Source organism: Spirosoma koreense, assembly GCF_054777875.1.
On record NZ_BAAHAC010000001.1, the window covers coordinates 16,823 to 41,720 of the forward strand.

Consider the following 24,898-nt stretch of genomic DNA (forward strand, 5'->3'; position numbering starts at 1 on the left):
GATTTATAAAACGGTATGGGCAAAGGACACCTCGGTCCGGTTGACTGCTGGCCTGGCCAATTGCCCCATCCTAATCGCCAAAGCTGGCTGTAACAGCAAAAAACTGGTTCGGTTTGTTGATTGGGTTAAATCTTAATTAACCCGGACCTGCCAAACACTCAATAAGCGGATAGAATACGAACTTTATAGCTGCACTAGTTACCCTTCCGCATGCAGCAAGAATTAGCCACGAAAACCGAACACGCCTTCACCTGGCTCGATCTGAATGATCCTTCGCCGGATGAGCTCAATAAAGTGGCCCAACAGTATGATCTCTACTACACCGTCATTAAAGACTGCCTGGACCCGGATCATCTACCTAAATTCGAGTCGATCGGGCAGGTAAATTTTATTATCACCCGCATTTATAACCCCGATAAGGATATCGACGCCGATACCATCCAGGAGTTAAGTAATAAAATAGCCATCTTTTATAGTCAGGAGTTCATCATTACGGTCCACCGAAATGCCCAACCGGTACTGGATGAAATAAAAAAACGATTTGTGGCTCCGGGGCATTGTGAATCAACCGCTGAGTTAACCATTCGCATTGTGCGCTGGGTGCTCAACAGTTATATCGATCCCGGCTTGGCGTTGGCCACCGAAATAGACAACGTCGAAGCGGCTTTATTTTTAGGCAATCCCACTAAAGAGGTGCTTCAGCAACTTTATTATTTAAAGCGTAAAGCCTCTTCGGCCAAACGAATCCTAACTCTGACGGAGGATGTCCTGCATTGTTTGCAACGAACCGAAGGGGTGTCCCCGGTCTTACAGGACACCCTGGATTTGTTCCTGAAAGCCCGGACCATTTATGAACAGTTGGAAGAAGCGGCCAGCCATCTGCTCACCATTTATTTGTCGATGGCTTCTCAGCGGACCAATGAGGTCATGCGGGTACTTACGGTCTTTTCGGCCTTCTTTCTGCCCTTGACCTTTATCGTAGGCATTTATGGGATGAACTTCACGCACATGCCCGAATTAAGCTGGCGCTATGGCTATCCGGCTGTACTGGTGACAATGCTTGCCGTTGCCCTGGGCATTTATGGTTGGTTTAAGCGAAAAGGCTGGCTCTAATCAGGTAGGAGTAGGGCCTGACCCGCTGAACGGAACGCCCATTGATCCGGGAACGCCGGGTAAGCAGTCCCTGTACGTTACGCTGGTCAGTAGTGGATCGGCCCTGTCGACCATTCCAGTGACAGTCGCCGGGACGTACTCGTTCACGGGCGTATCCTCCGGTACGTATTCGGTGGCGTTTAACACGAACGCTTCGGGCAGCATATTAGCAATGTTGATGCAGAAAAAATAGAGTATTTTCAACGATAGGGTTGCCTGCTCCTATAGGGTAGTTGCAGCTCAGCGTAGCGACAGGCTACTGAATTGACCTCATGATTTAAGTAAGACGAAGTCTTTTTCCTGGCTGGTTTAGTAACAATGTGAAAGCCCGACTTTCGGGCACCAATGCACCGGGCCGCCGGTGCGGTGCTTTGGGGGCCATCCAGTCAGACTGTAAAGCAGCCGGACCAAGATGAAACGAGGTGGAAGGTTACCCGAAACTAACTAGGTAGTGCATTGACTTGTAGTGACGTTGATTAGGGAGGACTTAGCTCGGGATTCAGAATGTTCGCCAGGAAAGGAGCCGTGCGGCTTGCCTGACTCGCTGCGATCTCGGCGGGTGTGCCTGCTGCAACGATCGTGCCGCCCTGATTCCCGGCTCCGGGGCCTACGTCAATAATCCAGTCACACTGGGCGACCGTACGCATATCATGCTCGACGACGATAACAGTGTTGCCCGCATCAACCAGGCGGTTAAGCTGAACAAGAAGCCGGTCGACATCACGCGGATGCAGGCCTGTGGTCGGCTCGTCCAACACGTAGAGAGTGGTGCCGCGTTGGGTACGTTGCAGTTCGGTGGAGAGCTTGATGCGCTGGGCCTCCCCGCCGGAAAGTTCGGTCGCGCTTTGCCCAAGTTTGAGATAACCCAGACCAATATCCCTCAGTGTGTCGAGGGAGCGCAACACCAACGCTTCCTGAGCAAAAAACAGGCAGGCTTCATCAACCGTCATGTTCAGCACATCCGCAATGGATTTGCCGTTCCAGTTGATCTCCAGCGTCTTCTCGTTATAGCGTGTGCCATGACAGGTCGGACAGGGGGCATACACGCTCGGCATGAACAGCAGCTCGATGCTGACCTGGCCTTCTCCCTCACAGGTAGGGCACCGTCCTTTGGCGACGTTGAAGGAAAAACGCCCGGCATCGAAGTGTCTCCTACGGGCTTCCGGCGTGGCGGCAAAGAGTTTGCGTACCTGATCAAAAAGCCCGGTATACGTGGCCAGGTTGGAGCGTGGGGTTCGTCCGATTGGTTTTTGATCCACCTCAATCAGTCGCTGGATGGCCTCGATATCGCCCCCCAATCGACCGATGGTTTTTTCGGCTGGGGTATTTTCCAGCGTATCTTCCTCGGCCTCTTCCCGTCTCATGCCCAGGTGCGCTGCCACCAGATCCAGCAGAGACTGGCTCACCAGGCTGGATTTACCCGACCCCGAGACACCGGTTACGGCAGTAAAGCAACCCAGCGGAAACGAAACAGTCACCCCCTGGAGATTATTCCGTCGGACTCCTTCCAGACGTAGCCAGCCTTGAGGGGGACGGTTGGGGGACGCCAGCTGGGCTGTTTCTTCAAACAGGTAGGGCCGGGTGCGGGACTCGCTGACCGCCCTAAGGCCTTGTGGTTCTCCACTGTAGAGAATGCGCCCGCCCGCGCTGCCCGCTTCAGGGCCAACATCAACCAGCCAATCCGCACGACGCATCAGCTCAACGTCGTGTTCGACCACGAAGAGTGAGTTACCCGACGCTTTGAGTCTGTCCAGGGCGTCGAAGAGCGCGTGGCCATCGGCCGGGTGCAGTCCGGCTGTCGGCTCGTCCAGCACATAGATGACCCCAAAGAGCTGGGAGGAAAGTTGAGTGGCTAGCCGCAGCCGCTGCAACTCCCCGGATGAGCAGGTGGGCGTGCTGCGGTCAAGCGACAGGTAACCAAGACCCAGCTCGATGAGCGTTGTCAGGCGATCCAGCAGATCACCGCACAGGCGCTCGGCAGCGATGCGCTTTTCAGGCGAGAGATCATCCGTACGACGCACATCAGGGGCGCCCTTGTGCGCTGAGCCACCGGCCTGCACGCGATTATCCAGCGCGGCTTTTGCCGCCTGGCGACTTACCAGCGACATTGACGGATTCCTGTCGGCGGTAAACTCGCCATTCGCGGCCGGCCTGATCACGTCTGCCAGTTGGTCCAGGGAGAGATGCGAAAGATCGGCGATGTCGTAGCCGGCGAAGGTAACCGAAAGTGCCTCGGGCTTTAGGCGCTTGCCCTGGCATACCGGGCAGGGGCTACTGATCATAAACTGCAACACGCGTTTGCGCATCGCTGCACTTTCCGTGTTGGCAAGCGTGTGCTCCAGGTTTCGCCTGGCGCTGCTGAAGGTTCCCTGATAGCTGGGTTCCATCTTCAGTCGCTGAGCCTGACGCGTTTCGGTTGGGGTGAGGCCCGCATAGACGGGAACCGTCGGCTGCTCGTCCGTAAAGAGAATCCACTGTCGATCCTTTTTGGGCAGGTCTTTCCAGGGTATGTCGATGTCATAGCCCAGCGAGACTAAAATGTCGCGCAGGTTCTGACCGCCCCAGGCCGTGGGCCAGGCGGCAATGGCCCGCTGGCGGATGGTCAGCGACGGATCTGGAACCATCGACTCTTCCGTCATGGTATGCACCCGGCCCATGCCCTGGCAGCGTGGACAAGCCCCTTGGGGGGTATTGAAGGAAAAATCCTCGGCATAAAGCATGGTCTGGCGGGGGGGGTAGGTACCCACGCGCGAGTAGAGCATGCGCACCAGGCTCGAGAGGGTCGTCAGACTCCCCACTGTCGAGCGGGCATTGGGCGTGCCGCGTTGCTGCTGGAGTGCAACGGCTGGCGGAAGGCCGTCAATGGCATCGACATCCGGCACGCCGACCTGATCGATGAGCCGTCTGGCATATGGGGAAACTGATTCTAGATACCGTCGCTGTGCTTCAGCATAGAGGGTGCCAAAGGCCAGCGACGATTTGCCCGAGCCGGAGACACCGCTGAAAACCACCAGCTGATTTCGTGGTATGGAGACGTCGATATTTTTGAGGTTGTGCTCACGAGCCCCCCGCACGCGGACAAATCCGGATGCTGCATTGTCGTCCTGGTCGTTGGCGTTTGTTTGTCGAGCCATGCTAAAAGGGATACCGAATGTGATTGGTGGTTTGGCAGCCTGCCTTAAAAAGCTCTAACGGATCCCCGTTTTTTCAATTGTAGTGTGTATTGAATGCTGGGCAAAACGTTAACAGACTCTCTTACACAAGAAGGAGGGAGGACCATTTAGCTAACAAATTCATGGTCACTCCTTCGTCTCACTAAAAACGGTAAACAGCTTCATTAGTTTAGAAGCGACGGCTGGTCAGGCGGATGGAAACCCGCCGTTTTGACGCGCTATCGCGGGCTTCCTCCCGCCTGACCAGCCGTCTAATCCCTTATTGTGGCGCAAAAACAACCCGCATAGTTTCTTTTTTATTGAACAGATCGTAGCCTTTCATGCCCTCATCAAGCGACATTTTGTGGGTGAGCATAAACCTTGAATTAAGCTCTCCTTTCTGCAGATGCTCCAGCAGCCGGGGAATGTAGCGCTGCCCGTGTTGCTGGCCCATTCGGAAGGTCAGGGCTTTATTCATGGCTGCCCCCATCGGAATGCTGTCGACTAAGCCGCCATACACGCCTATAATCGAAACCGTGCCGCCTTTCCGACAAGCCAGGATGGCTTCCCGCAGCACAATTGGCCGATCGGATTCCAGCCGGACAAATTGCTTGGTTTTATCGTAATAATAATCCAGCCCCTCGCTAACCGCTTCCATGCCCACGCAGTCGATACATCGGTCGGGGCCACGCCCACCGGTCATCTCCCGCAAGGCTTCCTGAATATCGACTTTCGAGAAATCAAGTACTTCGGCTCCGCTGATGTCTTTGGCCATGCGCAGCCGGTCGGGTTCCCGGTCTATGGCAATCACGCGGGACGCGCCCAGCAGAAAAGCACTTTGAATCGCCATTTGACCCACTCCGCCACAGCCCCAGATCGCCACCACGTTACCCGGCTGGATGTCGACCAGATCCGCGGCCATAAAGCCCGTTGGCATCGCATCGGAAGCAAAAACGGCCGCTTCGTCGGGTAACCCTTCGGGAATGACAAAGCACCCCCGGTCGGCATAGGGTACGCGAATATAATCGGCATGCGAACCGGCATAACCGCCAAACGCGTGGGAGTACCCGAAAATCCCCGCCGGCGAATCACCGTAGGCTTTTTCCGGTATCCAGGCGTGGGGATTGGAGTTGTCGCAGAGCGACCATTGCGTACTCTGGCAATATTGGCACTCGCCACAACCCAGAATTGAACACACCACGACCCGGTCACCTTTCTTGAGCTTCTTCACCTCGGAGCCAGTTTCAATCACTTCGCCCATAAACTCATGGCCAATGATGTCGCCTTCGCGCATGGTCGGCACGTAGCCGTTGAGCAGGTGCAGGTCGGAGCCGCAAACCGATGAGAGAATAACCCGCAGAATCGCGTCTTTGGGGTTGAGAATAGTAGGGTCGGGAACCCGCTCCGTGCGCAGGTCGCCAACACCGTTATAACATAGCGCTTTCATGTTTTTGGTCTGCTTTAGCGTGTTCAGATACAGGTTTCTTGCCGGATTGTTGCTCAGGTTTCCGACCGGAGGGCTGCCCTTCGATGGTCGTTATTTCGCCGGTTTCCATCAATTGCTTGAACCGACGCAGGTCCTGTTTGATCATTTCCTCAAAAGCCGGGTTGAATAGTTTCATGATCGCACCGCCTAATTGCCCGGCCGGTGGACGATACTTGATAACCGCGTGAACTTCTGTACCCTGGCCATTGGGCGCATCGACAAACCTAACTTCACCGGCGTTGTCAATCCGGGCATCGGCAACTGATTTCCAAACCAATCGCTCGTTCTCTACCTCCTCAAGTATCTCCGCATTCCACTCCACCGTTCCCAGCGTTTTAGCGAGGAGACCATCCGAGAGTTTCGCTACCCAATGCGACCGTTTGTTATCGATTTGTCGAACTTCGCTCAGATGAAACATAAACTGGGGCAGATTCTCCAGTTGCCGCCAGTAGGCATATACCTCCTCGCGGGGTTTGTTGATCGTCAGGCTTTTGGCGATTTCAATCGAATCGACCACCTGATTTTCGGGGGGTGGCTCGGCCGTATTTCGCCCCAGCGCCTGGTTCATGAGACAATAGCCCGATGCCCCCCGGTAGACCATAAAGCCGCCCAACGTGGCCAGTACTAGCCCGCTCAACGAACCACGTCGTAAGCCGTACGTAGCGAGCAGCGCGCCACCAGCCGCCGACCAGATGCGTTCCGTATTGCCCACATTGATTTGACTGGAACCGCTGACGTCTGGCTCAATCTGTCCCATGCCCAGTACACTCGACACGGGCTGCTTTTTGTTTGCCATAATTTTAGGGAGATATAAGGTTTGTTAAGCAGGCAACTTCATTCGGTAAATGGCATACGGGGTGGTTCGTTTGTTTTCGCCATCATTGTAATCGGGTTGCTTATTGATCTGGGAGCAACTGAGGTATAGATAATCATCCGTCGAAATCGAATAACTATCCGGCCATATCAGCCGTTCATCGGATACGACATCTTCCAGCTTGTGCGCAGGCGTTATTCGGACTAGTTTATAATTCTGGTAATCGCCCAGGTACAGGTTGCCGTTTTTTTCAAAAATCATCCCGTCCGTAACCGCAAACCGTCCTAAATCTTCTACCGCGGCCTCCCGTTGATCTTCTGGTAATGCTTCGTTTCGCAAGAATTCCGTTCGGATGCGGTAGAGTTTATTGTCGGTGAGTGGTTTGTAATACAGCCATTCGCCATCCGGCGTTAAGGCCAAGCCATCGGATTGAAGGTGTACCGGCTGCCCCTGCTTTCTAAATTCCTTTCCGTCCACGATCAGGGTAAAGGAAGGGTCATGTTGCACCGATGGATGGTTGTGCAGTACCTGCCAGCTAGCTCCCGTTTTTAGATTAACCACCACAATGCCCCCTTCATTGGAGTTCGTCAGATACGCTACCTGTCGACGGGTATCGACCCGCACATCGTTGATATAGCTTTTGTTGGTAAGTACGCCCTCAAACCGGTACACGTCTTCGATACTGTCGGTCGCCAGGTTGAACTTGACCAGCTTAAAACTAGTGTCATAAACGTGTTCCATGTTGGGGCAGGCCGGGTCCACCACCCACAGGTAGTTCTCCTGATCAACATAAACGGCCTGCACACAAACCCATTTGTTTTTTCCATTGTCCCCTTCCTGCCAACTATTCCACCGTTCGTCCGGATAAGGTTTCACCTGGTTATTGGGTAAAATTTCGACAACACTGTATTTGTGTGGTCCGGGCCATAAAGGATAACAGCTAAACAAACGACCGTCTTTCGCTATAGCGACACCGGTTAATTGGTACGTATCGTCTGAAAAGACTTGTTCCAGTTGATGACTGCTCGTACTCATGATTGGATCGGTTTAATTGACAGAGTACCCCTAACTAGATACCTATGCTTGGCTATTCTTAATTAAATTCCCCCTTTTTTCACTTGCCCGTGGCAAAGCAAAATAGACGTATATCAACAAAACAGGGATGATACTAAAGGGTACGCTCCACAAACAAATGAGTAAGGCAGCCAGGTGCAGCGCAGGGGCAATCGCATATTCCTTTGTAAGAGAACGGATGAGCCGCTTATCTATACCGTCTTCTAAAAGTTCGGGCTTTCTAATTGCGTACCACCACATACAATTATAAAACAAGGTCATCAACACCAAGGTCGCATGATAGATCAAGGCGGCCGTACGCTCATCTGGTTTGCCTACATGCCGTGCCAATAACCCGGTGGTAAAAGACTGCAGTGTAACAAATAGCAAAAGCAAAATATTTAGGATAAGCAGGTATTGATCCGTTTGCTTTATGTAAATAAACATGTTGTGGTGGTTAGACCAGGCAATGCATATAAACAGGAAAGACGCAGCAAAAGCAGCATACGAAGGCCATTGGTTGGCGATGGCCCGCAGCAAGCCTGTCTCGGTTTCCGGCTTCGGCAGTTCGGTAGCAAGCAATGTTGCCGCAATTGCTAAAACAGCGTCGTTAAAATATTCGAGCCGATCCGTTGGTCGATGATTGTACATAAGAACGGTTTAAAATTCAACACTACTGTTGCCATGACATCATTACTGGAATCAAAAAGTATCAACCCAAAAGTGTGCAGCTTGTGGCCTCTTTTGGGTTGATATAATCAATCCTACCGCTTACTGAGACCTACTTACGCTTGTTTTTCCGTTTCAGCAGCATGAAGCCGGCCGTGATCAGCAAGGCCGTCGTCGCTGTCTTTCGGATAAAAGCAGGGCGGTTGTGCTTCCATTCCGCTCGCCAGCCCCGCTCAATCCAGGGATTGGGAAGAATGCCATGTGTTAAGTCACTCAGCTTTCCCTCAATGGCGTTGATCCGGTCGGCCAATATCAGCGTCATCCAGTGCGTAGCGGTCGCTTCACTATACTGATAGGCATAGCGACGGATAGCCCCACTGAGGCCAGAAGGCGGTGATGACGTACCAAAGACACGGGTAACGCCTGGTCGCTCCACCGAATGCAAAACCTCGATGTCGATGGGCTGCTGGGGGGCTTTTACATAATTGAGCCGTTCGTGGTCCGCACCGTTCCAATGCTTCATGGGGTAGGTGGGATCATTTTCCGGATCGGCATCCATACCCCAGCCGGGGATGTCTTTGGTGCGGTTTTTCAGGTTTCGGTCCGCAATCGTGCGGTCCTCAAATTCGGCTATTGTATCTTCTAGTATGATTTGCATAAGACAAGGGGTTAAGCCGCATTGGCACGTGGCGGAATTAACAGGGGTTTAACGATGTGGTCGAGCTTACTGGAAAACATGCGGTACGCATCCGACACTTCTTCCAGCGGCAGCCGGTGCGTGATTATTTCCTTGGGATTGATGCGGCCGCTCATGATGTGATCAATCAGTTTGGGCAGCAGCCGTTTTACCGATGCCTGGTTGGCCCTCAGGGTAATCCCTTTGTTCATCAGACTACCGATGGGTACCAGGTTCCAGGGGGGACCGTATACCCCGATGATGGAAACAATGCCGCCTTTTTTTACCGAGTTAATCGCCCAGTGCAGGGCCGTGGCATCGCCGGCTTGCAGGAGTAGTCCTTTACCGGTGATGGATTGCAAGGCACTGCCAGTGCCATCGCAGCCTACCGCATCGATACAGACGTCGGCCCCAAAGTAATCGGTGGCCTTTTTCAAGAACAACACCGGGTCTTTCATGTCCCGGAAATTGTAAGCCTCAGCAAAAGCAAACTTACGGGCAAATTCCAGGCGGTAGTCTACGTGATCAATCACAATGACCCGGGTAGCCCCGAAAAACCAGGCAAAGCGGGCCGCCATCAGCCCCACCGGACCGGCCCCAAACACCACCACGGTGTCTCCCTTCTGGATACCGCCCTGCTCGGCCGCCTGATAGCCCGTGGGCACCACATCGGTCAGCAAAACGGCGTTTTCCAGGTCCATTCCTTTGGGGATTTTAGTAGGGCTCACATCGGCGTAAGGTACCCGAACGTATTCGGCCTGGCCGCCATCATAGCCACCGCCGGTGTGGGCATAGCCAAAAAATCCGCCGACGGCGGTAGCTTCCGGATTGGACTCATTGCAGTTGCCATAGAGTTCCTGCTTGCAATGCGGGCAGGTGCCACAGGCAACATTGAACGGCACCAGCACGTGGTCACCTACTTTCAGTTTTTGCACGCCCGAGCCTACCGCTTCGACAACGCCGGTAAACTCATGGCCAAAGGTCATGCCCACCCGTGTGTCGGGCACTCGACCGTGATAGAGGTGCAGGTCTGAGCCGCAAATTAGGGATCGGGTGACCCGGACAATCGCATCATAGGGATGCTTAATCTCCGGCTCGGGTTTGTTACGGTCTAGCCTGATTTGACGGGGGCCGCGAAAATTCATTGCTAACATAGCTACCTGTCGTTAAAGGTGATTGAGCTGGTTTGCTCTAGAAAGGTGATTGAGCTGGTCTACTGTAGCCCAATTCGTTGTCATGCCGCATGGAGGCTACCTTAAGCACTATCGACAGTGCTTAAACAGGTCTATCCGCCAAGTTGCCATGCTGGCTACCTACCAGAGAGGTCGGTCAAAGAGAAGCAGCATCATTTGACTAGTATTTCCACCACAAGTCCCCACTTACGAATTGACGCTTCTGGGTAATCAGAAGGGCGTGTTAGCGGTATGGGGCAAGCCCCTCAACACGATCTGTATGGTTTATCCCTTCCGACATAGGAACAACTGTCCATCCTGTACCTGATTCACAGATACCTACCGTCTCGTAAGACAAGTACTTTCGCCTTCTTGCCCCGCAACCGACGGGTTATTCTTCCGTCGGCTACCCGTTGTGGCTCTGATAACGGCCGGTATCAGCATCGTCTGGCTCGTACTGGCGACACCTTTTCGCGATTTATGGAGTGTGAGATCCACCCCTGTCAGGTCGCCGACTCGTCAAAGACTACTTTTGTTTAATAAGAAAGTTAAAGACGAACTTAAAAAGTGAGGTTACGGACGAATATAAAAAATGGACCGAGCCTTTGCGTGCCCGGCTGATCAGCCGGACGTTCGCTTATACATCGGTAAGTTTCAGACCTTTACCCGTTGGTCAAGGGTGCCTTAAAGCCTGCGTCAGTTCTGGTGGAAACAGGGAGCTACCTCCAGACAGAGCAAAGGACTAAACTATCCTCAAGGGAACGGCGGAGGTGGCCCTTAAGCCGGTCCCTGAATTGACAGCCGTATCCGAAATAAGGTGCCTACGCCTGGCCTGCTGTCGATCTCTAAACTAGCCCGCAGTAGTTCACACAAGCCCTTGACGATCGATAAGCCTACGCCTTCCCCCTGGTGGGCAAACCCGGAGCGGTATGACTGGGCGGTAGCCGCTGGCTGAGCATAGGCGAAATCATAAGACGCAGTGGTTTCGGGGGAAGGAACTACCCGGTAGGGCCGAGAACCCACCTGAGTCGAGGTCTGTAAGCCTGGTCCCGAATCCTGCACGCTCACCATCCAGTGAGAGGTACTCTCCCGACTCCAGCAAACCGACACCCAGCCCGTAGCGGTATGCTTGAGGGCGTTGAGCACCAGATTCTGAATAATGCGCTGAAGCTGAAGGGGATCACACTCGACCGGGAAGCTGGCTGGCCCGTCCGCTTTGAGTGAAAGCCCCCGCTCGGCGGCCAGCGGTTGGTAGCTCGCCACCAGATTAGTCAACAACTGACCCGCATCCAGGGGCTGAATGTGCAGGGCTTCCTGTCCGGCTTCCAACCGGGCCAGATCCATCAACTGGGTAACCAGCGAGCGGCAAGTAGTCAGATTACGGTGCAACATGTCCAGCATCTGTTTACACTCCTGTTGGGAGTCCATCACCAGTTCCAGGAGAGAAGCGGCTCCCTGAATGATGCCGAAACTACCCTGTAGATCATGAGAGGAATGGCGCAGGACCTGTGTGCGTTGCTGGCTGAGCGCCTGGAGTTCCGCTAGGGCTTTTTCCAGTACGTTGACCCGGCTGGCCGCTGCCGTACGTTGTAAGTCGATAAACTGGCTTACACTGCCGGTGTTTATCTGTTCGGCGAACGCAAAGACGTGCTCATAGGCCAGGGTGATCATAGGCCAATCCGTTGAGGGGTGAAGTTGCCAGAAAGCCCGCAGTTCGGCCAGCATACTCTGGCCTAAATAATGCATCTCGGTCAACAATTCGGCCAGGACATAACCCTTATGCCAACGAAGCAGGCCATGCTCCGCGGCTAAGCGATCAACCTGGGCTTCTTCATGCTGATGCTGCAATTGCTGCTGGAACACATTGAGCATAAACGGAACTTTGTTGGTAAACTCGTCGGGGCTTAAGCGATTGACGCTTTTCAGGCCCGGATCGGTTTCACAAGCCGTTCGCCAGTTGGCCAGCAGCACTTGTCGCCGGGTGGCCAGAAAGGAAGCAAGTTGGCCTAGCGGAGCCGACGCGAAATGAGCAGAGGCTATCATGGTTGTGCAGGCAAGATCTCTACATCCGGCAGGAGCGGTTCGTCCGGAGGAAGTGTTCCCAACTGGGCAACCAGACGAAAGGAACGGATACGTAAAGCCGTTGTTCGTTCGGTTGTGGTAACGCGTGTTTAAACTAATTGTTTAGAAGAAGCAGGTTTCTTATCGTAAGGTATTTGTTTATTTCAGGCGATAGGCGACCAGACAAGCAGCCCTACGAATCAACTTTCTTCAGCGCTGATATAGCCACGTCAATTGAAGGCCCTTTATGGGCTCTGGCATGACCAAACCGAACGGTTTACTCGTCTGGTCACGGATGAATTCAGGGTCTGGTTGATGAGGGGAGTTGATGGTTGGGAGCAACTTTGCCGTCTCCATTTCTCTACCGCTCTTGGCGTCTTAACTTGGTATAACCAGGACAGTATTGACAAAGAAGTAGTTTTTGATGGTAGAGGAAATGTACAATTTCAAACGGCCAGATGTTCTTGAAAATAATAGTAGCTTATTCGCTTAATAGTACAAAGGGATATATCTTTTTTTCGTCCACGAAAACGCTCCCATTATTGAATAACGTCTTTATCACCTCAAATTGAAGCGATTGGTAAGAATGAGATAGATTTGCCCCGTTTCTGCAATAAGCCAATTAGGCATTAGGACTGGCTGGTCCGAATCTGTAATTTATCTGGATTGCGCACATACAACAGACGTGTGATTTGGGTAGTGTCCCAGCCAATGTAAGTCATCGAATCTAACTCACCTGTTTCCCGGTGAAAGATAAGGGACCCAGCCTGCCCGTTGACAAAAGCGGGTCGGTGGATAAATTCATTACCCTGATTTTCCGGCAACTGCATGACACCCAATAAAAACTTAAGCACCTTCTGCAATCCAAACAGGGGCTTGAGGCCAGCGGCCCGTTTGCCTCCTCCATCGCTGAATAATTCGATGTCGGTTCGAAGCAGTTGGTTGAGCGCATCGCGATCCTGCTGTTGTAAAGCGACAAGAAACGCCTTCGTGAGCGCTCCTTGAGTGGTAGGCTCTACCGGTTGAGGCTTACAATAAGCAAGTTTTTCACGTGCCCGGTGCAACAGCTGGCGACAGTTGTCAACCGATACACCGGTGAGTTCAGCAATGCTGCGGTAATCTTCCGAAAAGCTTTCCCGGAGGATAAACACCGCCCGTTCTATGGGATTGAGTCGTTCAAGCAGAAACAGTAGACCTTATTCCAGAGTTGGAGGCTGTTCGGCTTCCAGCGTGATATAGGGTTCGGGTAACCATAACCCCTTGTAGCTTTCCCGCTGCTTCTTTAGCTCCTGGAGCCGGTTAATACTTTTGTTGACCGTCATGCGTCCCAGATAGGCTTTTGGCTCTATAACCCTGTCAACCAACATCCATTTTTCGTAGACGTCCTGGACGATGTCTTCCGCGCGGTTTGCCAATGTTCCCCAGCGAGCCGGTTAATACAATGTTCATTTCTTTTGCTTTTTGTTGATGCAAAAGTCAGCAGCTTGGACAAAACCGTTTTAGCCAAAAGGCAGAATGTTTTAGTCAAAGTACCGTTGTACTTGCCATGTGTAGTTGTCGTGTTGGTTTAACAATTGCCAGGAGCACCTACTAGCTATCAGCAAGCGACCGTTTCAAAAACTGAAAATAAGTCATTTCACCCGGCAGATCTTCTTACTGGTTTACTGTAGTCTTGTGCGTCTCCCTTAAAGAAGCACCTACATGAATGCTTTTTTGGCTCACATGGGGGCGTTTAGGGAGACTGTTGTTTTTGGGCTGTCTGTCAAACTCAGGTAACAGCATACGATTAGGCCATCACTAGTTTTTATACCAGTCACTAGCGTTACAGTCCGTTGACTTGTCAGGAACTATCTGCAAATAAAATAGGCTGGTATGGGTACCCAGTCGGATAAACCAAGGATCAACTTAGCTTTTAGTCAACCTCTAGGATACTAGTATACGCCGAAGAACAAGAACGATCTGTTCACTATTGCTTTGATTCAATACATGGTAATGATTCGTAGTCAGTAAATGTTCTTCCAGCCCTGCCCTTGTGAAAGCATGCCACTTATAGTCCGGTTTGATATCCTGCTGATAATAAGACGTGTCGGTGGCTCTGAACAGCACGATAGGCCGTTCGACAGGGGTACTTACCACTACTTGTCGGCTATAAGTCTGGGCCGCAAATTCGGCTTTCTGCTGCCAATCCGATAGGGGCAATGGGGGAGTTATGGCCTGCAGACGGCTCCAGTAGCGTACCACTAACTGTTGGATATTCGTTGACCATCTGAAGGTCTCGCTGGCGGTAAAAACCCGCTGTATTTTATGCCAGCCTCGATTTATATCCTTAATGATTACTTGAGTAAAAGGGTATCGTTTGTATAAAGGGGTATCAACTAGCACCAGCCGATTCAATTGATGCTGGGGTGATTGCCGATCCAGTCGTAAGGCTATTTCATACGCTAGGATGCCGCCGAAGGAATAGCCAATCAATAGATTGGGGGCAGACGTATCAATGAGACGAGCTAGTGAATCATACAGAGCAGGGAGTGGCCTCAGTTGCCCACTCTCGGTGAAGGGAGAAAAGTAAAGACAGTAAAGGTTAGCGTGATCACCCAGGGCCTTTTCCAGCCAGAGATAAATTCGTTTGTCACCCGAAAGAGGAGGTATAAAATAGATATTCGGTCGATTCACTACAGGCTGATTCAGGGAAATTCGTTGAACGCCTGTTTCTGGGGGCGTCGTTATAAAGGCGGCTAACGCCTGAGGTGTAGGATAGGAAAAAGCCAGTTGCATCGGCAAAGACATGCCCACCTGAGCTTCGAGGGTGGCCAGACAAGCCTCGGCCGTAAGCGAGTCGCCACCGAGATCCCGAAAAAAATCATCATAATCTGCAATGGGCTCGGGATAATTCAACGTCTGAGCCCAGATGGTTTTGATTTGATCGACTAAAGAGATTGTGGGAAAATGGGATGAAGCCAGGTTAGTTGAACGGGCAATTGGGTGCTGATGAAGTAGACCGGTCCGATCAATTTTCCCGGTCCGGGTACGAGGTAATTCCGGAATGGACTGATAGACGTCAGGGAGCATTACGTTTGGTAAGCGCTCAGCCATCCAACGTTTCACGGTAGTTAACTCAAGCGTAGAATCGGACCGAAGAAAGGCCCGAATAAAGGGCTGCAGGGCTGCATTTGGATCGCTCACCACAGCCACCTCCAAGACGCCGGGCGCCTGCCCAAGCACATCTTCCAATTCAAGCAAATTGATTTTCTGGCCGTTCTTCTTGATCATAAAATCAGTACGCCCACACCAGAATAAGTGACCTGCTTTGTCGAGATAGCCCAAGTCACCAGATGCATAGCTAACCAGCCCATCGACCTGGCGTTGGTAAGCTTGCTGGCTGGCCACTGGATTGTTGGCATACCCAAAAGGAATGCTCGTTGCCTGAACGACGATTTCTCCTACTTGTCCAGGCTCAAGCCAGTTGCCGGTTTCGGCCTGAATACGAACGGTGCGCCCAGTAATGGGTTTGCCGACAGAGGCCAGGGTTGAATCCCAAAGGGTATCCGTCCGTATTTTCTGTTCGGTAATGGTCCGCGTCTCGGTCGTGGCGTAGGCAATCTGGAGTGTAGTTTGTTGACCAAATTGCGCCTGAAATCCCTCGATATCCCTTCGGTGAACGGGCTCAGCACCAATCGACAGGAAACGGAGTCGATCGAGGAGTTTAAAGTCAAACTCACTTTTCAACAGCAGCCGAAACGTACTGACAGAAAGTGTGCTGAAACTAATCTGCTCCCGCTGCCAAAAGGCAGGCAAGGATAATACGCCTTCTTTTTTGAGGTTGTGAATGACGAGGGTAGCCCCTGTCAGCAGGGCCGGAAACACACACGCCAGGGAGGCACTGAACTCAAGCGAGAATAATAAATCAATACGATCGGCAGGGCCAATCTGGTTGTCTGAAATCTGTCGATCCGTGTCGGTCAGCACGCTCTGGTGCGAATGAATAACCTGTTTAGGCTCGCCCGTCGTACCTGAAGTCGTAAACAAACAAAACGGCGTTGTGGGCTCGATGACTACCTTGCTTGGGCCAAGTGGATGGGGCTGAATCGTGTCTGGCTGAATAAGCATTAGGGAATCCGGCAACAAAGCGGGATTTACCAAACTCGTCGTTCCAATGAGTGCCAGCGCACCCACACTTTTTAGGGTTGGGTTAATCAGTAACGCCCGTTCTGGATTGACCGAATAGTAGTAATTACCGGAAAGAAGAATACCCAAAAGGGCTGTAATATGATCAACAGGAGAATCGATTAACACCGGAACGCACGAATGGCGAATCCCTAAATCTGTTAACTGACGTGCATACCCATTAGCTTGTTCCGCTAACTGGCCATAGGTGATCCGCCGACTAGTATGGCAAATGGCATCATGATTAGCAAACTGCCTGGTTAATTGATACCACCGTGCTCTAAATCCTGTGTTCATAAATCCAGTAGCCTTTGAGAGGAGCCAGGCCTAGCCGACACATATTCTGATAGCTGATACTGTTTTGGTAGGCCCAGGCTGAAATACTTTCAGGCTGGTTTTGTAAACAATACCGAAGACGGCTGACTAAAGCGCTGGTATGATAGCCCTGATTTCTATACGAGGGAAGAATGGCACCTCCTGCCAGCAGAAAATGATTGCCTTCTTGATAAAGCGTGGCAATGCCCACCGCTTGCTGATGGGCCACAACCCGGTAGAGTTGAATCGCCGATGAAGTTAACAATTGAGCAAAATTGAGTGCCACCGGCTTGGCATCGGCTCGATCAGATTCAAAACCAGCCAGGTAATCCTGGGTAAAGGAATACAGAGTTGCAGGTGACACCGGTTCCAGTTGGGCTGCGGCTGGGTATTCATCCAGTTTATGAATCTGATCGGGTGCCAGCAGCAGAACCTGCTTGCCCTTACAAATATAGCCCTGTTGTTTCAACAACGCATGGGGGAGTAACGGAGTCGTATCTTCAATCAATAACCGATGGGGAGTGTGTTGATAAAACGACTTGATATCCTCTACGATCAGTGGAATCTGATCAGCCTCTGAACAGACACAGTAGTTAAAATAGTCGACATCCGCGAAGTGTAAGCACGTGTGAGTAGTCGTAAAGTAGGTTCGTATGCGGTCAAAATTGTGAGCCAGAGAAGCGTATTTGGATAAACGTTCAAGGTCGTATCGAACAAACAATTCCATTTCTAATTGATTAGTTGATGTCTAGAGTACTAGCCAGTAGCCGTTTATGGACAAGTTTGCTAAGCTGGTTTATACCCCGCCGACTATTCAGTCAGCAGACGTCAATTTACTATCGGCCCAGCGACTTTAATGGGCTAATAAGTCGATATGCAAGGTAGGGAAAAAGTTTTTGATGTACGCTTTGTTAAACAGCGCAGGCTCCTAAAATGTCAGTTATTGCCAGCATAAATGATAAAATAAATGGATAAGCCCACTGAATAAGGACTAAGCAGTTGATCAAGACGAGTCACCCGTTTCGTTCTTTAGAAGCCCATTGACAAACAGCCTTTGGGATTGTTTGTCAATGGGCTTCTAAACGGCTAAAGATCGATTTATATGGTAATAAACTTGGATGCAGCATGGGTCGTTTCAAATGAGTACGCTTCAATCTATAGTCACGATAAACCCTCCTGAGCAGCAGTGGAGTAAACTATAATCGTCTCAGGGAGGCTGATTTATGTAAGGTCAGGAAACTTGTGACGGCAAGATCAATTAAAGCATAAGAGTCCGGTTCAAGTCGCGACCAGTACACCTTCCTTGATTAATAGCCAGACAGCTTGGTTCTGAAAAACTGAGTGGCTAAACGAATTACTTCCTTGTGAACTTGGTGGCGATTGACAGTACGCTCATCGGAAAAGTAAATCGGGTCCGATTTCTTGACTTCCTCAATCGCTTCGTTCAGCATAACGTAGTGCCCGGTTTTGCCCCCAAATTCATAGTAGTCAGACTTGGATATGAGTTCATGGAAGTGACGAGCGTTCGTGTTTACCGGGGCCATACGATCGTTTTGAGCGCCCATAATATACACGGGATCGTGAATGGCTTTCATCTGATCTTTTCGTTGAAAACCCTGACCAAGCGCAGGTGATATAGCCAGAAATGCACGTAGGCGATGTTCCTCCAGCGAAGGAATCTGCTTGATGGCAGCTTTGAGTGAGGGATTATCCAGGTACTGGGCTACGCCGGGTAGTTCTGGAATATCGATCTCCTGGCGACCCGTCGTTTTATAATAAGCAAGCAAGGCGTTATAATCCAGCACCGCCCCAGCCAGAGCAATAACCGTATAGCCTCCAAAGGAAAAACCCGCTCCGCCAATGCGTTGCGTATCAATCACCGTGCGAAAAGCGGTCGTTGTCAGCAGAGCCGTCAATGCAAAACTAATGTCTAGCGGGCGCTCCCAGGGTTTAAGAAATTCGAGGGCCACTTTGTTATCAAACGTATTCCCCCAATGGTCAACTGCGGCCACCATAAATCCATTTTGAACCAACCCCTGCGCTAGCCACTCCATCGTCAACCGCCCGCCCCCGGTACCGTGTGACAGCATAATTAAGGGCAATTTGTGAGTAGGTAACCGCCCATTTCGCACGGTATACTGCCGGATGAAGGGCGAGAAACCCTTATCCTTCGCTTTCAAGGTGTCATCAGTTGGGTACCATATCTCCGTCACGACCGGACGATGACGGCTTTGGTCCATGAACGAAAAAGTTTGTTGACCGATCTGCATAGTCGGTGGATGCTGGGCACCGGTAATGTGGGGCACCAGCAGGCAGTAAAGGATAAGGAGCCGTAATTTGTGCATGGTTTGTCTTGACTTGGTAGTACAAAACAAGCAGCAGCGTAGGGCAAAAAGATTGACAAAAATCAATAAACTATCTTTTTGTCTTTAAGCGGCTCAACGTCTCCGGAGAAATGCCCAGATAATCGGCGATAATTTTAGCCGGTAAGCGTTGAATAATCTCTGGATTGGTTTGCTGGAGGGTATCAAACCGAGCTCTGGCGTCCAACGAAATAAAGCTTTCAATGCGTTGAATGGACTCAATGTAATCGAGTTCAAGCCCAATTCGATCCATGGTTTCCCAGCCGGGTATACGCTGATAAAGAGCCTGTCGATCCTCATAACTGATCATGAGTAATTCCGATGGCTCTGGACTCTGGACCGAAGCGACCGAAGGTTGCCGGAGAATAAAGCTGGGGAAAGCCGTACCAAAACGGCCTTCAAAGACCAGAAAACGAGTTGACTCGTTTCCCTGCTCATCGGTCAAAAATACGCGCAGATACCCTTTAACGACGAAATAAACGTAGCGAGCCACACTGCCTTTGGCAACGAGGATTTCGTTACGCTTGGTGAATTTGGTTTTGAAGTAGCTGCTAACGACTGAAGCCTGCTCAGCTGATAGCGATAGCTTACCGGCCAGAAAAGTTTGAAGAGCAGGATGCATCGATAGGATAGATACAAGCTAGCGACTCAGGACCACTACGTTAATCAGCAATTTCGGTTAAGCAAGTTAAAATGTGGCAAAGTGTAACGAATTAATTTTACGCAACTAGGTAAGTCTCGGCGTTTAAAAACAGTACGGCCTGGACGCTCGACCCGGGTCGGCATACCGACTGCTGCCCCGAAAAATCACGATCCCGCTCCGGCAATTTGTGTTTCAGACAAACGCCCCATTTAAGAAATAAGCATACGGACGATCCTCCGTTTCAAGAGAGAGCTTTTTCGTAAGAATTCACGTAACCCCATACCATGTCCGATTTGAGTGCCAATTTGCCTGCCATATTGAATGGCTGCTATAGACCACAACCTTAGTTTGTTCTTACTTAAACCTTTTTCATTACTGGCGCTTCGGCAGGCATTGGCAAAGCAACAGCCAAACTATTCGCAGCAAAGGGCTGGAACGTAATCGCCACCATGCGCAAGCCCGAAAACGAGACAGAGCTGGATCAGATCGAGGGTATTACCCTGCTAGTGTTGGATGTGACCGACCCTAAGCAAATTGATAAAACCTCACAAACAGCACTGCCAATGGGCTCTATCGATGTAGTGTTTAATAATGCAGGGGCTTGCACCATCAAGGGCGCTTGAGTGGTTTATAAGCCATCCAGTCCACTTCCAATTGGTAGGGGTTTTTAGGCGCTTCCGTTGACAGCGGATTGGTCTCAACCGACCAGTTGTTGGTATGCCAGAAGTTCATCCGGTAGCGCGATGCGTTCTGGGGAATACCTAACGATGAACCCTGGTAATCCCAGAGCACAAGTTTTTCCCCCGTGATGGGGTGAAGCATCCACCAGCGCAGCCGATCAGGATACCAGTCGAAGCCGTAGGTGTAAAACTGCGAGGAGGCATCGTAGCCGGGTAAAGGAGGGAGCGTTTCGGGCTGGTTCTGCGCGCCCGTCAAGGGGGTGGGCGTACCATCGTAGTTAATTTTCTGTTCGGTGGTGTAAATAATGCCTTTAGCTAGATTGATTGTCCGGCCAACCCGCTGCAAGGCGCCAGCATGTCCTGTCCAAGTGCCGATATAAATAATGGTGGGGTCGGCAATGAGCCACTCGATATCAATCTCGCTCAGGCCGGGAATACTATCCACGTGATAGGTGAAATACCCTACCACGGCCCCAACGTTAGGTTGTATCGTCGTAACGGCAGGCACCTTCAGACGAGCCGAATAAGTGCCGAAATGCGTGAAGTTGGTGGAAATGATTTCGGGCCCCTTACCCGCCCCGGCGGCTTCATCCGGATTGATCTTAAAGGAAAGAATGGTGGTTTTGGGTTCGGTTGATGAAGCGACCCCCTGAGCGTATTTGAACGGGAGTTTCTGGCCTGTCGAGCCGTAGTTGAAATAAGGGGAAGTTGGTTTATTGAACTCTTCTTTAAAGGCTTTCTGGAAGGGTTGAGACTGTGCGCTGGCGGACAAACCGACCAGAACAAGGAGCATGAGTTGTTTTTTCATCAGGGAAGCGTCTGTACTTTGATCAACATTCCAAAAATAGACAAACCTTAATAAGCGCCACCAATACCGTATGCCCTTACAGGGTTTTACTTAGGAACCAAGTAATAAAGCTACTATGGAAACCGTAGTTTTGACTCGTCTCAGCATATTCATTGGTTCATCAGGCGAATGAGCGTGCGTCTTTTTATGTCCGCCAGTGGGAACCCTGTAACGATTGGACAAATGGTCAACATGCTTAAGGAGCGACAAATTTTACACAGCATCTTCTCAAAAGAACTGTATCTCACAGAGGGGAGCATTTCCCGAAAGGTTTCGTTTTACTACTGCTGACTAGTGCTTTGCTATCTGTTCAGTGGTCCTACACCGGCAGACCGGCCACCGCGGCTCAATTCGTAGCATACGGTTCACATCATACTTCTTTCTTTCCCACGGCCAGACCCGCTGAGAAGTTCGAGAAACTAAAGGTGGTATTTACCCCGTAGTTCAGGCCCAGGGCCTGTTAGTCGTCTTGCACCCACCCCAGTGGCTCTTGGGCGCCATTCATTGCCATGCCGGATTTAATTTAGGCATGACTTACTGCATCTTTTATTGTCCTGATCGAAAGAAGATCTGATCTGGTATCGTTTTGATCACAGGAATCGCTCTTACTTAAGATAAACGAGTCCATATGTCTACATGTGGCTCTATAAACGCCCGAATTATAAGGCAGATACATGAACGATCCTTCGTCTCAAGTAGAAGGGTATTTTGAGAATAAAATGCCAGTGGTCTTGAGTGGTTTTAAACCTGATCAACTATGAAACCACCTGAGCTGCGATTTTCACGGGGACAGGCCGGTGAGTGGGCCTATCAATCATTAATTGGGAATACAAAGGGGTATTCGTTTTGATGGACTAATAACGCTCAGCACGCCCTGACAATACCGGACAGTCGTGCTCGAACTGTCCGAAATCGTACAGCCATTGGGTGTCCTATTGCCCCTTATAGCATCCAGGAAGGGATTTTGACTTGTGGTATAGTAGTTGAGCCATCTGTAGCTGGACCACTCCGTGGCGCCCTAATAAATGAAGTAACTAGTCAATGCTACGCAACCAGTTCATTACCGCTCTGCGCGCCCTTAGGCGCAACTGGAGTTACGCCAGTATTAATGTGCTGGGCCTCACCTTAGGCCTTGCCTGCTGTTTATTATTGTTCGTTACCGTTCGCTATGAGCTCAGCTTTGACCGGCACAACCCCAATGCCGACCGTATTTACCGGATGCTCGGGGTGAACAAAACGGCCCCTGAGGGCAAGCCAAATACGGGAATCCCGTTTCCGGCGCTGGCTGCGCTCCGCAATGATTTTCCGGAGTTAAAACACCAGCTTACCCTGGTCACCCGGATTAAATCGGCCGTGGTAGCCATTGCGGGCCGGGCGACTACCGAGACCAAACGATTTCAGGAAACGGATGGCGTCATCGCATTTGCTGAACCGGAATACTTTAATCTCTTTGACTATAGGTGGGTGAAAGGCAGCCCACAATTGGCGCTGGCTAACCCCAACACCGTTGTGCTCTCAAGAAGAATTGCTCATAAATACTTTGGTGATATGAATCCGATGGGCAAAATCATCCGACTGGATAACCGGATGGACTTTGTGGTAACGGGCGTTGTTGAGGATCCGCTCGCAACGAGCAGCCTGCCATTCGAGGTGTTTCTGACGCATGCGTCGGTGCTGGCCTATGGCAGTACGTCGCCCCCCGACGACTGGAGGTCGACTTATGGGGGAGCCCAGATTTATATGATGCTTCCCCCAGCTTCCGGCGGATCGGAGACACCAGCCGCCCGGATGGAACGTCAGTTAGTCGACTTTGTCAAAAAATACCATGCCCCGGAAGAGGCCAAAACGTTGGCCTACATTTTACAACCGCTGACTGATATTCATTTTGCCACCAACCTCACCAACTACGCCCAACGAAGTATTAGCATCGAAATGATTTGGGCGATGGTGTTGATTGGGCTCTTTATCTTAGGAACGGCCTGTATCAACTTTGTCAATCTAGCCACCGCACAGGCCATACGCCGGTCCCGAGAAGTGGGGGTTCGCAAAGTGCTGGGCAGCACGCGTGGGCAACTGGTTCGTCAGTTTCTGGGTGAAACCAGTGTATTAACCGGGATGGCGGTAGTCCTTTCCGTGGCTGTTGCCCAGCTTTCTTTGCCCTACGTTGGTGAACTGCTCAATATCAAGCCGGGAGCCGTAAGCTTACTCAGTCCAATGGCGCTTGGGTTCTTACTGACCCTAGGCGTACTGACTACCCTTCTGTCGGGATTTTATCCGGCGTTAATTCTGTCAGGCTATCAACCTATTTTGGCCCTTAAAGGTAAAATTCAGTCGGCCGGAGCAGGTCGTCAGTTGGCGCTTCGCCGGGGGCTGATTGTGGGGCAGTTTGCCATTTCTCAGCTACTGCTCATTAGCACCATCATCGCCTACAATCAGATGAGCTATTTTCGCTCCGCCGATCTAGGCTATGATAAAGACGCCGTCTTAACGATCCCATTACCCGAAAATGAACCGGGACAGCTAGCCAGTTTGCGAGCCAAGCTGACCAGTCTCCCTGCCATCCAGTCCATAAGCTTCGGCATGACTTCCCCCTCATCAACCTCTAACTGGACAACGGGTTTTCGGTTCGGACAGGACGACAAAGACCCCGGCTACGGCGTAGTGATGCGCCCCGCCGATACGGCGTATGTGCGCACGTACGGCCTAAAATTACTGGCCGGACGCCTGTATCAACCAGCTGATTCCATCCGTGAGCTCATCATCAATGAGACGTTTATGAAACGATTGGGCTTTCAAAAACCCGAGCAGGTGATTGGCAAGCAGATGAGGGTGGCTGGTGAGTCGGTAAAAAAGCCCATTGTGGGTGTGGTAAAAGATTTTAACCTGTTTTCCTTGCGGGATGGCGTCGAGCCAAGTGTCTTGACAACCCAGCGGGGTAATTATCGAACGCTCGCCCTTAAACTGTCGACCCGGTCGGGCGGCCCGGCGGCCATCCGTCAACTCCTAAAACAGGTTCAAACCGCCTGGACTGCGACTTTCCCTGCCTTCGTCTTTAGCTATGAATTTTTGGATGAGACGCTGGCAAACTTTTATAAGAGTGAAGAACAGCTCTACTCGTTGTTCCAGTTATTGGCAAGCATCGCCCTGTTTATAGGTTGCTTGGGTCTGTATGGAGTTGTGGCGTTCATGGCCGAAACTCGTACCAAAGAAGTGGGTGTCCGTAAAGTATTGGGTGCTTCAATCGCTCAGATTTTGGGTTTGTTTTCGCTCGACTTTGTTCGACTGGTTTTGATCGCTTTGCTGCTGAGTGCGCCGGTAGCCTGGTATATCATGGATAAATGGCTTCAGAAGTACACCTATAAGATCGCCATCGAGTGGTGGATGTTTGGGCTGGCTGGCTTACTGGCAATTGGGGTTGCATTGCTGACGGTCAGTTTCCAGAGTGTGAAAGCCGCTCTGATGAATCCGGTGAAGAGCCTGCGTAGTGAATAACGCTTTGGTAAACGGCAAATGCATTGATCAATTGTGGATGTGTTTGCTGTTTTTATCCATCTCGCTAAACGCCCAGTTAAAGAGATAGGTACAGTAGTTGTATAGGCAAAATCATTCTCTTTGAGGTCCAGTCTCAAATAACCATTTCACCGGCAGAAC

General features: G+C 51.1%; 19 protein-coding genes. 4 read left to right on the forward strand and 15 right to left on the reverse strand.

Annotated elements, in window-relative coordinates:
• Positions 1 to 210 precede the first annotated feature (210 nt).
• Positions 211 to 1,113, forward strand: a complete 903-nt coding sequence (locus ACYVC2_RS00055) for a magnesium transporter CorA family protein (RefSeq protein WP_461100213.1) — start codon at positions 211 to 213, stop codon at positions 1,111 to 1,113.
• Positions 1,082 to 1,345 carry a hypothetical protein gene (locus tag ACYVC2_RS00060; protein WP_461100214.1) on the forward strand — a complete coding sequence of 88 codons (264 nt, stop codon included), beginning with the start codon at positions 1,082 to 1,084 and terminating at the stop codon, positions 1,343 to 1,345. The genes ACYVC2_RS00055 and ACYVC2_RS00060 overlap by 32 nt, the downstream gene beginning before the upstream one ends.
• Positions 1,346 to 1,628: 283 nt before the next feature.
• Here the strand turns inward: ACYVC2_RS00060 and ACYVC2_RS00065 are convergent, their stop codons facing one another.
• From ACYVC2_RS00065 to ACYVC2_RS00130, 14 genes are all read right to left on the reverse strand, one after another.
• The gene (locus ACYVC2_RS00065) at positions 1,629 to 4,286 is read right to left on the reverse strand and encodes an excinuclease ABC subunit UvrA (protein WP_461100216.1); all 2,658 of its coding nucleotides are present in this window, start codon (positions 4,284 to 4,286) and stop codon (positions 1,629 to 1,631) included.
• A gap of 298 nt (positions 4,287 to 4,584) precedes the next feature.
• A complete protein-coding gene (locus ACYVC2_RS00070) occupies positions 4,585 to 5,751 on the reverse strand; it encodes a zinc-dependent alcohol dehydrogenase (RefSeq protein WP_461100217.1) in 1,167 nt (388 codons plus the stop codon).
• Positions 5,732 to 6,586 (reverse strand): SRPBCC family protein, encoded by an 855-nt coding sequence (locus tag ACYVC2_RS00075; RefSeq protein ID WP_461100218.1) that lies wholly within the window; start codon positions 6,584 to 6,586, stop codon positions 5,732 to 5,734. The genes ACYVC2_RS00070 and ACYVC2_RS00075 overlap by 20 nt, the downstream gene beginning before the upstream one ends.
• A 24-nt stretch (positions 6,587 to 6,610) precedes the next feature.
• Positions 6,611 to 7,639, reverse strand: a complete 1,029-nt coding sequence (locus tag ACYVC2_RS00080) for an L-dopachrome tautomerase-related protein (protein WP_461100219.1) — start codon at positions 7,637 to 7,639, stop codon at positions 6,611 to 6,613.
• Positions 7,640 to 7,681: 42 nt separating this feature from the next.
• Positions 7,682 to 8,308 carry a TMEM175 family protein gene (locus ACYVC2_RS00085; protein WP_461100220.1) on the reverse strand — a complete coding sequence of 209 codons (627 nt, stop codon included), beginning with the start codon at positions 8,306 to 8,308 and terminating at the stop codon, positions 7,682 to 7,684.
• Between the two features lie 130 nt (positions 8,309 to 8,438).
• Complete coding sequence (locus ACYVC2_RS00090) at positions 8,439 to 8,984, reverse strand: hypothetical protein (protein WP_461100221.1); 546 nt, start codon at positions 8,982 to 8,984, stop codon at positions 8,439 to 8,441.
• Between the two features lie 11 nt (positions 8,985 to 8,995).
• Positions 8,996 to 10,156: a zinc-dependent alcohol dehydrogenase gene (locus tag ACYVC2_RS00095; protein WP_461100222.1), complete on the reverse strand. Its 1,161-nt coding sequence runs from the start codon at positions 10,154 to 10,156 to the stop codon at positions 8,996 to 8,998.
• Positions 10,157 to 10,951: 795 nt separating this feature from the next.
• A complete protein-coding gene (locus ACYVC2_RS00100; RefSeq protein WP_461100223.1) occupies positions 10,952 to 12,217 on the reverse strand; it encodes a sensor histidine kinase in 1,266 nt (421 codons plus the stop codon).
• A gap of 647 nt (positions 12,218 to 12,864) precedes the next feature.
• Positions 12,865 to 13,425, reverse strand: a complete 561-nt coding sequence (locus ACYVC2_RS00105; RefSeq protein WP_461100322.1) for a sigma factor-like helix-turn-helix DNA-binding protein — start codon at positions 13,423 to 13,425, stop codon at positions 12,865 to 12,867.
• Between the two features lie 6 nt (positions 13,426 to 13,431).
• On the reverse strand, positions 13,432 to 13,650 hold the full coding sequence (locus ACYVC2_RS00110; RefSeq protein WP_461100224.1) for a hypothetical protein: 219 nt from the start codon (positions 13,648 to 13,650) through the stop codon (positions 13,432 to 13,434).
• 508 nt (positions 13,651 to 14,158) lie between these two features.
• Positions 14,159 to 16,696, reverse strand: a complete 2,538-nt coding sequence (locus ACYVC2_RS00115; RefSeq protein WP_461100225.1) for an AMP-binding protein — start codon at positions 16,694 to 16,696, stop codon at positions 14,159 to 14,161.
• Complete coding sequence (locus tag ACYVC2_RS00120) at positions 16,680 to 17,441, reverse strand: hypothetical protein (protein WP_461100226.1); 762 nt, start codon at positions 17,439 to 17,441, stop codon at positions 16,680 to 16,682. The genes ACYVC2_RS00115 and ACYVC2_RS00120 overlap by 17 nt, the downstream gene beginning before the upstream one ends.
• A 580-nt stretch (positions 17,442 to 18,021) precedes the next feature.
• Complete coding sequence (locus tag ACYVC2_RS00125) at positions 18,022 to 19,059, reverse strand: alpha/beta hydrolase family protein (RefSeq protein WP_461100227.1); 1,038 nt, start codon at positions 19,057 to 19,059, stop codon at positions 18,022 to 18,024.
• Between the two features lie 70 nt (positions 19,060 to 19,129).
• Complete coding sequence (locus ACYVC2_RS00130; protein WP_461100228.1) at positions 19,130 to 19,699, reverse strand: Crp/Fnr family transcriptional regulator; 570 nt, start codon at positions 19,697 to 19,699, stop codon at positions 19,130 to 19,132.
• Positions 19,700 to 20,091: 392 nt separating this feature from the next.
• Between ACYVC2_RS00130 and ACYVC2_RS00135 the strand changes: the two genes are divergently transcribed.
• Positions 20,092 to 20,343: an SDR family NAD(P)-dependent oxidoreductase gene (locus ACYVC2_RS00135; protein ID WP_461100323.1), complete on the forward strand. Its 252-nt coding sequence runs from the start codon at positions 20,092 to 20,094 to the stop codon at positions 20,341 to 20,343.
• Here the strand turns inward: ACYVC2_RS00135 and ACYVC2_RS00140 are convergent.
• Positions 20,330 to 21,208, reverse strand: coding sequence for a glycoside hydrolase family 16 protein (locus tag ACYVC2_RS00140; protein ID WP_461100229.1), 879 nt, complete (start codon positions 21,206 to 21,208; stop codon positions 20,330 to 20,332). The two genes, ACYVC2_RS00135 and ACYVC2_RS00140, sit on opposite strands and share 14 nt — an antisense overlap.
• 1,080 nt (positions 21,209 to 22,288) lie before the next feature.
• Between ACYVC2_RS00140 and ACYVC2_RS00145 the strand changes: the two genes are divergently transcribed.
• Entirely contained in the window at positions 22,289 to 24,739 is a 2,451-nt protein-coding gene (locus tag ACYVC2_RS00145) for an ABC transporter permease (protein WP_461100230.1), read from the forward strand.
• Positions 24,740 to 24,898 lie beyond the last annotated feature (159 nt).

What these genes read in the sequence shown, in the direction of transcription:
- ACYVC2_RS00055 (WP_461100213.1), top strand. Translation starts at nt 211, where the DNA reads ATGCAGCAAGAATTAGCCACGAAAACCGAACACGCCTTCACCTGGCTC.
- ACYVC2_RS00060 (WP_461100214.1), top strand. Translation starts at nt 1,082, where the DNA reads ATGGTTGGTTTAAGCGAAAAGGCTGGCTCTAATCAGGTAGGAGTAGGG.
- ACYVC2_RS00065 (WP_461100216.1), bottom strand. Translation starts at nt 4,286, where the DNA reads ATGGCTCGACAAACAAACGCCAACGACCAGGACGACAATGCAGCATCC.
- ACYVC2_RS00070 (WP_461100217.1), bottom strand. Translation starts at nt 5,751, where the DNA reads ATGAAAGCGCTATGTTATAACGGTGTTGGCGACCTGCGCACGGAGCGG.
- ACYVC2_RS00075 (WP_461100218.1), bottom strand. Translation starts at nt 6,586, where the DNA reads ATGGCAAACAAAAAGCAGCCCGTGTCGAGTGTACTGGGCATGGGACAG.
- ACYVC2_RS00080 (WP_461100219.1), bottom strand. Translation starts at nt 7,639, where the DNA reads ATGAGTACGAGCAGTCATCAACTGGAACAAGTCTTTTCAGACGATACG.
- ACYVC2_RS00085 (WP_461100220.1), bottom strand. Translation starts at nt 8,308, where the DNA reads ATGTACAATCATCGACCAACGGATCGGCTCGAATATTTTAACGACGCT.
- ACYVC2_RS00090 (WP_461100221.1), bottom strand. Translation starts at nt 8,984, where the DNA reads ATGCAAATCATACTAGAAGATACAATAGCCGAATTTGAGGACCGCACG.
- ACYVC2_RS00095 (WP_461100222.1), bottom strand. Translation starts at nt 10,156, where the DNA reads ATGTTAGCAATGAATTTTCGCGGCCCCCGTCAAATCAGGCTAGACCGT.
- ACYVC2_RS00100 (WP_461100223.1), bottom strand. Translation starts at nt 12,217, where the DNA reads ATGATAGCCTCTGCTCATTTCGCGTCGGCTCCGCTAGGCCAACTTGCT.
- ACYVC2_RS00115 (WP_461100225.1), bottom strand. Translation starts at nt 16,696, where the DNA reads ATGAACACAGGATTTAGAGCACGGTGGTATCAATTAACCAGGCAGTTT.
- ACYVC2_RS00120 (WP_461100226.1), bottom strand. Translation starts at nt 17,441, where the DNA reads ATGGAATTGTTTGTTCGATACGACCTTGAACGTTTATCCAAATACGCT.
- ACYVC2_RS00125 (WP_461100227.1), bottom strand. Translation starts at nt 19,059, where the DNA reads ATGCACAAATTACGGCTCCTTATCCTTTACTGCCTGCTGGTGCCCCAC.
- ACYVC2_RS00130 (WP_461100228.1), bottom strand. Translation starts at nt 19,699, where the DNA reads ATGCATCCTGCTCTTCAAACTTTTCTGGCCGGTAAGCTATCGCTATCA.
- ACYVC2_RS00140 (WP_461100229.1), bottom strand. Translation starts at nt 21,208, where the DNA reads ATGAAAAAACAACTCATGCTCCTTGTTCTGGTCGGTTTGTCCGCCAGC.
- ACYVC2_RS00145 (WP_461100230.1), top strand. Translation starts at nt 22,289, where the DNA reads ATGCTACGCAACCAGTTCATTACCGCTCTGCGCGCCCTTAGGCGCAAC.